The sequence below is a fragment of the Enterobacter sp. JS8-1 genome (assembly GCF_049187015.1).
In the GTDB taxonomy this organism is placed as follows: Bacteria; Pseudomonadota; Gammaproteobacteria; order Enterobacterales; family Enterobacteriaceae; genus Enterobacter; species Enterobacter mori.
This window is the reverse complement of the sequence record NZ_CP185805.1, coordinates 4,811,370-4,824,284: the sequence shown is the minus strand read 5'-3', so window position 1 is coordinate 4,824,284 and position 12,915 is coordinate 4,811,370. Positions and strand designations below refer to the sequence as shown.

At 52.3% G+C, this 12,915-nt stretch carries 9 protein-coding genes, 1 tRNA gene and 3 rRNA genes; 8 read left to right on the top strand and 5 right to left on the bottom strand.

The genetic code is table 11. The annotated features are described in order from the left end of the window. Window positions 1–3: 3 nt before the first annotated feature. On the top strand, window positions 4–996 hold the full coding sequence (rbsR, locus tag ACOQH0_RS22970; protein ID WP_089598346.1) for a ribose operon transcriptional repressor RbsR: 993 nt from the start codon (window positions 4–6) through the stop codon (window positions 994–996). Here rbsR and mdtD read toward each other — a convergent pair. After that, a complete protein-coding gene (gene mdtD, locus ACOQH0_RS22965; RefSeq protein WP_421511268.1) occupies window positions 962–2,395 on the bottom strand; it encodes a multidrug transporter subunit MdtD in 1,434 nt (477 codons plus the stop codon). The two genes, rbsR and mdtD, sit on opposite strands and share 35 nt — an antisense overlap. Further along, entirely contained in the window at window positions 2,392–3,099 is a 708-nt protein-coding gene (locus ACOQH0_RS22960; RefSeq protein WP_010426614.1) for a FadR/GntR family transcriptional regulator, read from the bottom strand. The genes mdtD and ACOQH0_RS22960 overlap by 4 nt, the downstream gene beginning before the upstream one ends. Window positions 3,100–3,553: 454 nt before the next feature. On the opposite strand from ACOQH0_RS22960, the gene ACOQH0_RS22955 reads away from it, so the two are divergent. The 4 genes from ACOQH0_RS22955 (at window position 3,554) to rrf (ending at window position 8,542) form a co-directional block, all read left to right on the top strand. Then, window positions 3,554–5,095 (top strand): 16S ribosomal RNA (locus ACOQH0_RS22955). 85 nt (window positions 5,096–5,180) lie between these two features. Continuing rightward, window positions 5,181–5,256, top strand: a tRNA-Glu gene (locus ACOQH0_RS22950). A gap of 192 nt (window positions 5,257–5,448) precedes the next feature. Next, window positions 5,449–8,355 (top strand): 23S ribosomal RNA (locus ACOQH0_RS22945). A gap of 71 nt (window positions 8,356–8,426) precedes the next feature. After that, window positions 8,427–8,542, top strand: a 5S ribosomal RNA gene (rrf, locus tag ACOQH0_RS22940). Together the 16S, 23S and 5S rRNA genes with 1 tRNA gene alongside form the textbook arrangement of a ribosomal RNA operon. A 99-nt stretch (window positions 8,543–8,641) precedes the next feature. Here the strand turns inward: rrf and mobB are convergent. Together mobB and mobA are read right to left on the bottom strand one after the other, a co-directional pair. Next, window positions 8,642–9,145, bottom strand: coding sequence for a molybdopterin-guanine dinucleotide biosynthesis protein MobB (gene mobB, locus ACOQH0_RS22935; protein WP_421511267.1), 504 nt, complete (start codon window positions 9,143–9,145; stop codon window positions 8,642–8,644). Continuing rightward, entirely contained in the window at window positions 9,142–9,726 is a 585-nt protein-coding gene (gene mobA / locus ACOQH0_RS22930) for a molybdenum cofactor guanylyltransferase MobA (protein WP_172698848.1), read from the bottom strand. The genes mobB and mobA overlap by 4 nt, the downstream gene beginning before the upstream one ends. 68 nt (window positions 9,727–9,794) lie before the next feature. Between mobA and ACOQH0_RS22925 the strand changes: the two genes are divergently transcribed. The 3 genes from ACOQH0_RS22925 to dsbA all read left to right on the top strand — a co-directional run bounded on the left by ACOQH0_RS22925 (window position 9,795) and on the right by dsbA (window position 11,777). Further along, entirely contained in the window at window positions 9,795–10,064 is a 270-nt protein-coding gene (locus ACOQH0_RS22925; RefSeq protein ID WP_010436801.1) for a YihD family protein, read from the top strand. Between the two features lie 75 nt (window positions 10,065–10,139). After that, the gene (locus ACOQH0_RS22920; RefSeq protein WP_325828836.1) at window positions 10,140–11,126 is read left to right on the top strand and encodes a serine/threonine protein kinase; all 987 of its coding nucleotides are present in this window, start codon (window positions 10,140–10,142) and stop codon (window positions 11,124–11,126) included. Between the two features lie 27 nt (window positions 11,127–11,153). Continuing rightward, window positions 11,154–11,777 carry a thiol:disulfide interchange protein DsbA gene (dsbA, locus tag ACOQH0_RS22915; protein WP_211450047.1) on the top strand — a complete coding sequence of 208 codons (624 nt, stop codon included), beginning with the start codon at window positions 11,154–11,156 and terminating at the stop codon, window positions 11,775–11,777. Between the two features lie 23 nt (window positions 11,778–11,800). Here the strand turns inward: dsbA and ACOQH0_RS22910 are convergent, their stop codons facing one another. After that, window positions 11,801–12,709, bottom strand: a complete 909-nt coding sequence (locus ACOQH0_RS22910) for an acyltransferase (protein WP_421511266.1) — start codon at window positions 12,707–12,709, stop codon at window positions 11,801–11,803. Window positions 12,710–12,915 lie beyond the last annotated feature (206 nt).

Here is a 12,915-nt window from a genome sequence, read left to right as displayed (position 1 = left end):
CGCTTGGCCACAATGAAAGATGTCGCCCGCATGGCGGGCGTTTCTACCTCGACTGTCTCTCACGTCATCAATAACGATCGCTTCGTCAGCGAGGCGATCCGGGAAAAAGTCGACGCGGCGATAAAAGAACTCAACTATGCGCCGTCGGCGCTGGCGCGCAGCCTCAAACTTAACCAGACGCGCACCATCGGTATGCTGATCACCGCCAGTACCAACCCTTTTTATTCTGAACTTGTACGCGGCGTGGAGCGTAGCTGCTTCGAGCGTGGCTATAGCCTGGTGCTGTGCAATACCGAAGGCGATGAGCAGCGCATGAACCGCAACCTGGAAACGCTGATGCAAAAACGCGTCGACGGGCTACTGCTGCTTTGCACCGAAACGCACCAGCCCTCGAAAGAGATTATCCAGCGTTATCCTTCTATCCCAACGGTGATGATGGACTGGGCGCCGTTCGATGGCACCAGCGATCTGATTCAGGATAACTCCCTGCTGGGCGGCGATATGGCGACTCAGCACCTGATTGATAAAGGCCACACTCGCATTGCCTGTATTACGGGGCCGCTGGATAAAACTCCGGCGCGTTTGCGTCTGGAAGGGTATCTCTCTGCCATGGAACGGGCGGGGCTTGCCATTCCTGATGGCTATCGGATCACCGGTGACTTTGAGTTCAACGGCGGTTTCGAGGCGATGCAGAAACTGCTGGCGCAAAACCCGCGTCCGCAGGCGGTGTTTATTGGTAATGACGCGATGGCGTTTGGTGCCTACCAGGCGTTGTATCAGGCGGGGCTACGCGTGCCGGACGATATGGCGGTGATTGGCTACGACGATATCGAACTGGCCAGCTACATGACGCCTCCGCTGACCACGATCCATCAGCCAAAAGATGAACTGGGCGAGCTGGCCATCGATGTGTTGATCCACCGGATGGCGCAGCCCTCGCTGCAGCAGCAACGTCTGCAGCTTACTCCTGTTCTGATGGAACGCGGTTCGGTTTAGCTTTCTCTTTGTGGCGCTCTTTAATCAGGTTTCGGCCGTCTTTTGGTTTTAACAGCATAAAGACCAGCGCCGACACCACGGTGAGTGCGCCCATGGTAATAAAGGTATAGTGGAACTGCTCAACGGTATTCGCGCTGTCGAAGCCTTCATAAAACCGCAGCACCGCCGCACTCACGGCAACGCCCAGACTTATCGATAATTGCTGTGTGACGGCCAGCACACTGTTGCCGCTGCTGGCGTTCTCGTCAGTCAGGTCGGCGAGGGTGATAGTGTTCATCGACGTGAACTGCGTCGACATCGCCATGCCCAGCACAAACAGCGGCAGGATCAGCATCCAGACCGGCAACACGGCGGACTGTAATGAGAACTGCGCAATCATCAGCCCGATAAACACCGTCACCCCAACCAGCGTCTTACGATAGCCAAACCAGCGCAGCACCTGCGTGACGGTTGATTTTGCCAGGATCGAACCCATCGCCGTGGGGGCCATCATGCAACCAGCAATCAGGGCCGGGTAGCCGAAACCGACCTGCAGCATCAATGGCATAAGGAACGGTACGCAACCCGTGCCCAGACGTGATGCAATGTTGCCCGCTATCCCTACGGAAAACGTTCGGGTGTTAAAGAGCCCAAGGGAGATTAACGGTGTCGGGTGACGGCTCGCGTGACGTATATAAAGAAGGAATAACAGAATACCGGCGAGGATAACGGAGAGCGCTATCCACGTCGCGACGATCTTCTCGCCAAACAGCTCCATCCCGCTGGAGAACAGCACCAGGCTCAGGCCAAACAGGAAAAAGCCGCCCATGTCGAAGCTGCGTCTTGGCGTGGTGAAGTCCGGCATATACTTGCGGGCATAAAACAGGCCCGCCACACCAATCGGAATATTAATCAGGAAGATCCAATGCCAGCTTGCCCAGGTGACAAACACCCCGCCGAGTACCGGACCCAGTATCGGGCCGACAAGACCTGGCATAGTGACGAAATTCAACACCGGGAGTAATTCGCTGCGCGGATAGGCTCGCAATAACGCCAGACGCGCGACGGGCATCATCATCGCGCCGCCGATCCCCTGAAGCACGCGGAAGATAACCAGCTCCGTGAGGGAGGTTGAGAGCGCGCAGGCCAGAGAGCCGAGCGTGAAAAGCGTCACGGCCAGCATGAATATCTTACGGGTGCCGAAACGGTCAGCCAGCCACCCGCTCACGGGGATCAGCATCGCGACTGTCAGGGTGTAACTGATGATAGCGGACTGCATCGCCAGTGGGGAACGGTTGAGGCTTTGGGCTATCGCGGGAAGTGCGGTGTTAAGGATAGTGGCATCCAGTGCCTGCATAAAAAACGCCATGGCTGCAATCCACGGCAATCCGGCCATGCTGCGCGCTTTTTTCTTTGTCATTTAGTCACCTGCTGGTGGGTGGGCGCGGCCAGCAATGTCTGACACGCGCTCAGGGCCCGCTGCCCGTCGCTCTCCTGAATGGCGTCTACAATTGCCTGGTGCAGCTCCAGCTTCACCACTTCATCCTGGGTAATAGAGGTAAAGTAAGTGTGGTACACCGAATGGAATAATGAAGCAAAGGAGGTCAGGAACGGATTGGCGCTCATCGTATAAATATGTTCATGCCAGGCCATGTCGACTTCAACCCAGCGTTCGCGGTTAAAGTGTTTTTTCAGGTAGGCCATCTCTGCCATTAAGGTATTAAGCTGGGCTTTTTGTTCGGCAGTTCCGAGCGTGGCGGCGAGCAGACACGCCTGAGGTTCGAGGCTGCTGCGCATCACAAGAAAATGATCGACGACCTGATGGAAATTATCTTCAGTCATCCACCAGGAGAGTAGTTCCTGATCGAGGAAGTTCCAGTTTGCCTGAGGCATCACTCGCGTGCCAATGCGCGGACGCGGAAGCACCATGCCTTTTGCCGTTAACGTTTTCACAGCTTCGCGAACGGCTGTGCGGCTAACCCCAAACTGTTCTCCCAGTTCAATTTCGCCCGGCAGGATGCTACCCGGGGCATATTTACCCGCTAAAATCAGCTGAGCCAGCTTCTCTGCCAGTACATATGACAGGTTTTTTTGGGCTGCCAGCTGTTGTGCGCTTAAGGGCATCGCTTTTATTCCTTAATGATTCATGCTGATAAGTATGCCACCTCGGGTGTGATTGTGGTTGCAGATACATCAAATAGAACAATTTGTAGCTTGATTTCACCTGCATTGGTGAAAAAAAGTACGGACAGAAACTTTTTTTAAATTTCCTCTTGTCACCTCAGAATAACTCCCTATAATGCGCCTCCACTGACACGGAACAACGGCACACAGGCCGCCGGGTCAGCAGAGAAAAGCGAAAATAAACGCTTGACTCTGAAGCGGGGAAGCGTAATATGCACACCCCGCGCCGCTGCGAAAAGCGAAGCGGCACTGCTCTTTAACAATTTATCAGACAATCTGTGTGGGCACTCAAAGTGACATGGATTCTTAACGTCGCAAGACGAAAAATGAATACCAAGTCTCTGAGTGAACATACGTAATTCATTACGAAGTTTAATTCACGAGCATCAAACTTAAATTGAAGAGTTTGATCATGGCTCAGATTGAACGCTGGCGGCAGGCCTAACACATGCAAGTCGAGCGGCAGCGGGAAGTAGCTTGCTACTTTGCCGGCGAGCGGCGGACGGGTGAGTAATGTCTGGGAAACTGCCTGATGGAGGGGGATAACTACTGGAAACGGTAGCTAATACCGCATAACGTCGCAAGACCAAAGAGGGGGACCTTCGGGCCTCTTGCCATCAGATGTGCCCAGATGGGATTAGCTAGTAGGTGGGGTAACGGCTCACCTAGGCGACGATCCCTAGCTGGTCTGAGAGGATGACCAGCCACACTGGAACTGAGACACGGTCCAGACTCCTACGGGAGGCAGCAGTGGGGAATATTGCACAATGGGCGCAAGCCTGATGCAGCCATGCCGCGTGTATGAAGAAGGCCTTCGGGTTGTAAAGTACTTTCAGCGGGGAGGAAGGTGTTGAGGTTAATAACCTCAGCAATTGACGTTACCCGCAGAAGAAGCACCGGCTAACTCCGTGCCAGCAGCCGCGGTAATACGGAGGGTGCAAGCGTTAATCGGAATTACTGGGCGTAAAGCGCACGCAGGCGGTCTGTCAAGTCGGATGTGAAATCCCCGGGCTCAACCTGGGAACTGCATTCGAAACTGGCAGGCTAGAGTCTTGTAGAGGGGGGTAGAATTCCAGGTGTAGCGGTGAAATGCGTAGAGATCTGGAGGAATACCGGTGGCGAAGGCGGCCCCCTGGACAAAGACTGACGCTCAGGTGCGAAAGCGTGGGGAGCAAACAGGATTAGATACCCTGGTAGTCCACGCCGTAAACGATGTCGACTTGGAGGTTGTGCCCTTGAGGCGTGGCTTCCGGAGCTAACGCGTTAAGTCGACCGCCTGGGGAGTACGGCCGCAAGGTTAAAACTCAAATGAATTGACGGGGGCCCGCACAAGCGGTGGAGCATGTGGTTTAATTCGATGCAACGCGAAGAACCTTACCTACTCTTGACATCCAGAGAACTTTCCAGAGATGGATTGGTGCCTTCGGGAACTCTGAGACAGGTGCTGCATGGCTGTCGTCAGCTCGTGTTGTGAAATGTTGGGTTAAGTCCCGCAACGAGCGCAACCCTTATCCTTTGTTGCCAGCGGTCCGGCCGGGAACTCAAAGGAGACTGCCAGTGATAAACTGGAGGAAGGTGGGGATGACGTCAAGTCATCATGGCCCTTACGAGTAGGGCTACACACGTGCTACAATGGCGCATACAAAGAGAAGCGACCTCGCGAGAGCAAGCGGACCTCATAAAGTGCGTCGTAGTCCGGATTGGAGTCTGCAACTCGACTCCATGAAGTCGGAATCGCTAGTAATCGTAGATCAGAATGCTACGGTGAATACGTTCCCGGGCCTTGTACACACCGCCCGTCACACCATGGGAGTGGGTTGCAAAAGAAGTAGGTAGCTTAACCTTCGGGAGGGCGCTTACCACTTTGTGATTCATGACTGGGGTGAAGTCGTAACAAGGTAACCGTAGGGGAACCTGCGGTTGGATCACCTCCTTACCTTAAAGAACCTGCCTTTGTAGTGTCCACACAGATTGTCTGATGAAAAGTAAATAGCAAGGCGTCTTGCGATTGAGACTTCAGTGTCCCCTTCGTCTAGAGGCCCAGGACACCGCCCTTTCACGGCGGTAACAGGGGTTCGAATCCCCTAGGGGACGCCACTTGCTGGTTCGTGAGTGAAAGTCACCTGCCTTAATATCTCAAAACTCATCTTCGGGTGACGTTTGAGATATTTGCTCTTTAAAAATCTGGATCAAGCTGAAAATTGAAACGACACACATGTTATGTGTGTTCGAGTCTCTCAAATTTTCGCAAGTCGATGATGAATCGAAAGAAACATCTTCGGGTTGTGAGGTTAAGCGACTAAGCGTACACGGTGGATGCCCTGGCAGTCAGAGGCGATGAAGGACGTGCTAATCTGCGAAAAGCGCCGGCGAGGTGATATGAACCTTTGACCCGGCGATGTCCGAATGGGGAAACCCAGTGTGTTCCGACACACTATCGTTAACTGAATACATAGGTTAACGAGGCGAACCGGGGGAACTGAAACATCTAAGTACCCCGAGGAAAAGAAATCAACCGAGATTCCCCCAGTAGCGGCGAGCGAACGGGGAGCAGCCCAGAGTCTGAATCAGCTTGTGTGTTAGTGGAAGCGTCTGGAAAGTCGCACGGTACAGGGTGATAGTCCCGTACACGAAAGCACACTTGCTGTGAACTCGAAGAGTAGGGCGGGACACGTGGTATCCTGTCTGAATATGGGGGGACCATCCTCCAAGGCTAAATACTCCTGACTGACCGATAGTGAACCAGTACCGTGAGGGAAAGGCGAAAAGAACCCCGGCGAGGGGAGTGAAAAAGAACCTGAAACCGTGTACGTACAAGCAGTGGGAGCCTCTTTTATGGGGTGACTGCGTACCTTTTGTATAATGGGTCAGCGACTTATATTCTGTAGCAAGGTTAACCGTATAGGGGAGCCGAAGGGAAACCGAGTCTTAACTGGGCGTTAAGTTGCAGGGTATAGACCCGAAACCCGGTGATCTAGCCATGGGCAGGTTGAAGGTTGGGTAACACTAACTGGAGGACCGAACCGACTAATGTTGAAAAATTAGCGGATGACTTGTGGCTGGGGGTGAAAGGCCAATCAAACCGGGAGATAGCTGGTTCTCCCCGAAAGCTATTTAGGTAGCGCCTCGTGAATTCATCTTCGGGGGTAGAGCACTGTTTCGGCTAGGGGGCCATCCCGGCTTACCAACCCGATGCAAACTACGAATACCGAAGAATGTTATCACGGGAGACACACGGCGGGTGCTAACGTCCGTCGTGAAGAGGGAAACAACCCAGACCGCCAGCTAAGGTCCCAAAGTCATGGTTAAGTGGGAAACGATGTGGGAAGGCACAGACAGCCAGGATGTTGGCTTAGAAGCAGCCATCATTTAAAGAAAGCGTAATAGCTCACTGGTCGAGTCGGCCTGCGCGGAAGATGTAACGGGGCTAAACCATGCACCGAAGCTGCGGCAGCGACGCGTATGCGTTGTTGGGTAGGGGAGCGTTCTGTAAGCCGTTGAAGGTGGCCTGTGAGGGTTGCTGGAGGTATCAGAAGTGCGAATGCTGACATAAGTAACGATAATGCGGGTGAAAAGCCCGCACGCCGGAAGACCAAGGGTTCCTGTCCAACGTTAATCGGGGCAGGGTGAGTCGACCCCTAAGGCGAGGCCGAAAGGCGTAGTCGATGGGAAACAGGTTAATATTCCTGTACTTGGTGTTACTGCGAAGGGGGGACGGAGAAGGCTATGTTAGCCGGGCGACGGTTGTCCCGGTTTAAGCATGTAGGCGGGAGTTTTAGGTAAATCCGGAACTCTATTAACGCTGAGGTGTGATGACGAGGCACTACGGTGCTGAAGTAACAAATGCCCTGCTTCCAGGAAAAGCCTCTAAGCATCAGGTAACATCAAATCGTACCCCAAACCGACACAGGTGGTCAGGTAGAGAATACCAAGGCGCTTGAGAGAACTCGGGTGAAGGAACTAGGCAAAATGGTGCCGTAACTTCGGGAGAAGGCACGCTGATATGTAGGTGAAGCCCCTGCGGGTGGAGCTGAAATCAGTCGAAGATACCAGCTGGCTGCAACTGTTTATTAAAAACACAGCACTGTGCAAACACGAAAGTGGACGTATACGGTGTGACGCCTGCCCGGTGCCGGAAGGTTAATTGATGGGGTTAGCGGCAACGCGAAGCTCTTGATCGAAGCCCCGGTAAACGGCGGCCGTAACTATAACGGTCCTAAGGTAGCGAAATTCCTTGTCGGGTAAGTTCCGACCTGCACGAATGGCGTAATGATGGCCAGGCTGTCTCCACCCGAGACTCAGTGAAATTGAACTCGCTGTGAAGATGCAGTGTACCCGCGGCAAGACGGAAAGACCCCGTGAACCTTTACTATAGCTTGACACTGAACACTGGTCCTTGATGTGTAGGATAGGTGGGAGGCTTTGAAGCGTGGACGCCAGTCTGCGTGGAGCCGACCTTGAAATACCACCCTTTAATGGCTGGTGTTCTAACGTAGACCCGTTACCCGGGTTGCGGACAGTGTCTGGTGGGTAGTTTGACTGGGGCGGTCTCCTCCCAAAGAGTAACGGAGGAGCACGAAGGTTAGCTAATCCTGGTCGGACATCAGGAGGTTAGTGCAATGGCATAAGCTAGCTTGACTGCGAGAGTGACGGCTCGAGCAGGTGCGAAAGCAGGTCATAGTGATCCGGTGGTTCTGAATGGAAGGGCCATCGCTCAACGGATAAAAGGTACTCCGGGGATAACAGGCTGATACCGCCCAAGAGTTCATATCGACGGCGGTGTTTGGCACCTCGATGTCGGCTCATCACATCCTGGGGCTGAAGTAGGTCCCAAGGGTATGGCTGTTCGCCATTTAAAGTGGTACGCGAGCTGGGTTTAGAACGTCGTGAGACAGTTCGGTCCCTATCTGCCGTGGGCGCTGGAGAATTGAGGGGGGCTGCTCCTAGTACGAGAGGACCGGAGTGGACGCATCACTGGTGTTCGGGTTGTCATGCCAATGGCATTGCCCGGTAGCTAAATGCGGAAGAGATAAGTGCTGAAAGCATCTAAGCACGAAACTTGCCCCGAGATGAGTTCTCCCTGACCCTTTAAGGGTCCTGAAGGAACGTTGAAGACTACGACGTTGATAGGTCGGGTGTGTAAGCGCAGCGATGCGTTGAGCTAACCGATACTAATGAACCGTGAGGCTTAACCTTACAACGCCGAAGGTGTTTTGGCGGACGAGAGACAGAAGATTTTCAGCCTGATACAGATTTAACAGAATTTGCCTGGCGGCTTTAGCGCGGTGGTCCCACCTGACCCCATGCCGAACTCAGAAGTGAAACGCCGTAGCGCCGATGGTAGTGTGGGGTCTCCCCATGTGAGAGTAGGGAACTGCCAGGCATCAATTAAGTAGAGAGGCCATCCGCAAGGATGGCCTTTTTGCGTTTCTGGACCACTGAATTTTGTAGGTCAGGTAAGGCAAAGCCGCCACCCGGCAAGTCAGGCCGCACTCCAGGCTAAAATATACTCTGCAATCCTATCCACGTCATTTAAGTCCAGCACCGGAACCTCAAGCGGCAATACAACATCACTAGCCACCGCAATCACATGCTCATCCAGCGTTAACTCGCTGACGTCATGCCCGGCATCGCTTCGGAACAGCAGGATCTTAGGCACGGCCTCGTGCTTAAACCCCTCAACCAGCACCAGATCCAGCGTGGAGTGATCCATTCTGCTGACCAGATACGCGAGATCCAACGGCGCCTCATCCGGGGTTTCTGTCATCAATGCCCAGCGCTGAGTGCTTGCCACCATCGTTTGTGCCGCACCCGCTTTACGCAACTCATAGCTATCTTTGCCCGGTTTATCGACATCCATATTATGATGCGTGTGCTTAATCAAGCCTGGACGAATACCTCTGGCGCACAGTGCAGGTATCAGCTTTTTGAGTAACATGGTTTTCCCGGTACCACTCCAGGCGGAAATTGCTAAAACAGGTGTCATTTCTTCTCCTGCAGTGCCTGCAAATCTTCTGTCGTATTCACGTTCACAAATGCTGGCTTCACATCGCTAAAATCAACCGGATGTCCGCCTGCCTGCCGCATAAACACCATCACCCTTCTTTCTCCAGCAGACAGGTAAGCCTGCAGGTCAGAAACTAACGATATATGAATCAGGGCGATCGTCGGATGATCGCGCTCACCGTCATGTGCCCAAACCACGGGCGAATCACCGCGCTGTTGTACCATGCGTTCTACCAGGCAAGCCGGAATAAAGGGTGTATCGCAGGAGCAAAAGAGAAACCACACCCCCTTAGCCTGCTGCATGACCGAGAGCATCCCAGCAAGAGGCCCCGGATAATCTGCCAGGTTATCCTGATAAACGGGGAATCCGCTGCGTTGGTAAATAGCGATGTGACGATTAGCACTGAGCGCGATTGTCGACACCTGATCTGCAAGCCTGTCAGCGACATGCTGCCATAAGGGCTTTCCATTCAGCAGCTGGAGCCCCTTATCTTCTCCGCCCATGCGGGTCGCTCTGCCACCGGCCAGAACGACACCGATGATTTTCTGGCATTCATTCACTAATATCGCCTCTTTTATTGTGGGATTGACCCTGCTAACGTGTCTCTCTAAATGAAAGGAGCACCACCATGAAATGTAAACGTCTGAATGAAGTTATTGAACTCCTCCAGCCAGCCTGGCAAAAAGAGCCAGAGCTGAATCTGATGCAATTTTTACAGAAACTGGCGAAAGAGTCAGGTTTTGACGGCGAGCTGACAGACCTTTCTGACGACATCCTGATCTACCACCTTAAAATGCGTGATTCAGCCAAAGATGCTGTTATTCCTGGTATTCAGAAAGATTATGAGGAAGATTTTAAAACCGCATTGCTGCGCGCGCGTGGGGTAATTAAAGAGTAAAAGCTTGTAAGCGGAGCCACCGAAATCGCCACAAGATGATATCCTGAATCATTCGTATAATTTCCGGATGATCGGATGAACGACCAGGCTTTTACTTTCCAGACATTACACCCGGATACCATTATGGACGCCCTGTACGAGCAGGGTATTCGGGTGGATTCTGGGTTAACCCCGTTAAATAGCTACGAAAATCGCGTCTATCAGTTTCAGGATGAGGAGCGCCAGCGCTTCGTTGTAAAGTTCTATCGTCCTAAGCGTTGGTCTGCAGAACAAATTCAGGAAGAGCATCAGTTTGCCCATGATCTGCTGGATGACGATGTTCCCGTTGCTGCGCCGTTGAAATTTAACAACCAAACGCTGCTTACCCACGAAGGTTTTTATTACGCCGTATTCCCAAGCCTGGGCGGGCGTCAGTTTGAAGCTGATAATATCGACCAGATGGAATGGGTTGCCCGCTACCTGGGGCGCATTCATCAGACGGGACGCAAAAAGCCGTTTATTGCCCGCCCGACCATCGGTATTCAGGAATACCTTATCGAGCCACGGCAGGTATTCGAAACCTCGACACTTATTCCTGGTGGATTAAAGGATAAATTCCTTAGCGCGACCGACAAACTTATTGAAGCGGTGAAAGCCTGTTGGCGTGATGACATTCCCACACTGCGTCTGCATGGAGACTGCCATGCTGGCAATATTCTCTGGCGCGATGGCCCACTGTTTGTCGATCTCGATGATGCGCGCATGGGGCCAGCGGTTCAGGATCTGTGGATGCTGCTCAATGGTGATAAAGCCGAGCAGAGAATGCAGCTTGAAACCATTATTGAAGCGTATGAAGAATTTAGCCCCTTTAATTCAGACGAAATTGCCTTGATAGAGCCTTTACGTGCGATGCGTTTTGTTTATTATCTCGCATGGTTAATCAGGCGTTGGGATGATCCCGCATTTCCCCGAAATTTCCCGTGGCTTACCGGAGAGGATTACTGGCGCAGCCAGATATCCACATTTACTGAGCAGGTTAAGGTTCTGCAAGAACCCCCTCTGCAATTAACGCCGATGTATTAATTGGACACACCCAGGAGAGAGTTGATCATGAAAAAAATTTGGCTGGCGCTGGCAGGTATGATTCTGGCATTTAGCGCTTCTGCTGCACAGTTTACCGATGGTAAGCAGTACATTACGCTGGACAAGCCAGTTGCCGGAGAGCCACAGGTTCTGGAGTTCTTCTCGTTCTATTGCCCACATTGCTACGAGTTCGAGCAGGTGCTGCATGTTTCTGACAACGTGAAGAAAAAGCTGCCAGAAGGCACCAAAATGACGAAATACCACGTTGAGTTCCTGGGCCCATTGGGCAAAGACCTGACTCAGGCGTGGGCGGTAGCTATCGCACTGGGCGTGGAAGATAAGATCACCGCCCCAATGTTTGAAGCCGTACAGAAAACCCAGACCGTTCAGACCACAGCGGATATCCGTAAAGTGTTCGTGGATGCCGGAGTGAAAGGTGAAGAGTACGACGCGGCCTGGAACAGCTTTGTGGTGAAATCTCTTGTGGCTCAGCAGGAAAAAGCAGCCGCTGACCTGCAGTTGCAGGGTGTGCCAGCGATGTATGTTAACGGAAAATACCAGGTGAATACGCGTGGTATGGACACCAGCAGCATGGATATCTTCGTACAACAGTATGCTGATACCGTGAAATATCTGGTTGAGAAGAAGTAAGATTGTTGATGTAAAAGCGCCGGTCAATGACCGGCGTTTTTGTAAGAAGCTTTAATGTTGTCTATCTGCTCGTCTTTCTCTTTCCAGAGCGTATTAAGCCAAAGCTGGAAACGACGTTTAAAATTCTTATCGTTAACGTAATCACCGTGCAGTTCCGTCTCAACAGGAACCAGAACAACGTGAACCACAATACGCGTCAGTTTGCCGCTGAGCATGTCATAAAATGGCGTCTTATCGTTCTCCGGGTAGCAAAGCGTAACGTTCAATAATTTATCGAACTGCTCGCCCAACACGTTCAATGCCATCGCAATGCCCGCAGCTTTAGGCGGCAGTAAGTGCTGATAAGGGGAGCGAGTCTGACTGCGCTTCTCTTCGGTAAAACGAGAGCCTTCTACAAAGTTAACAATCGTCGTTGGATGCGCACGAAATTTTTCGCAGGAGCGGCGTGTGGTTTCCACATCTTTACCGCGGCGTTCCGGGTGACGAAGTAAATAGCTGCGTGAATAGCGTTTCATAAACGGCATATCCAGCGCCCAGCAGGCCAGGCCAATGAAAGGCACCCAGGCCAGTTGTTGTTTCAGGAAATATTTATTCATCGGGATATGTTTGCGAAACAGCACACATAACACCACGATGTCAGCCCAGCTGTGATGATTGCAGATCAGCAGATACCAGTTCTTTTTGTTGAGTCTTTCCAGACCCTGAACATCCCACTTCAGGTGCGGGTTAAGGCACAGCAGAATCGCCAGCCCTTCGCACCAGCAAAACATCATGAAATTACAAAACGCAGAAACGGCTCGCCACACCGAGTGCACGGGCAGCAGCAGCTTAATCATTCCGGCAATAATGATCGGCACTGAACAGGCGATAGTCACCAGAATGGTTAAAATGATGCTTAACAGCAGTGTTATTGCAGCGAGTAATCTCGACATAATCAGTATTTTCAGATGGTTAGCTTAAATTAAGCCACCGCATATGCGGCGCAGGGCGCTGAGTTTATCAGAAAACAGACTAAAAAATGGTGCTTTCACGCGGCGGGGGTGCGGCTTTTACCTGCTATAGCAGATATGTCTGCGATGACGGAATAAACGAGGCTTATATCCACATAGACTAAATTGTCATCAATTCGCAATATGGA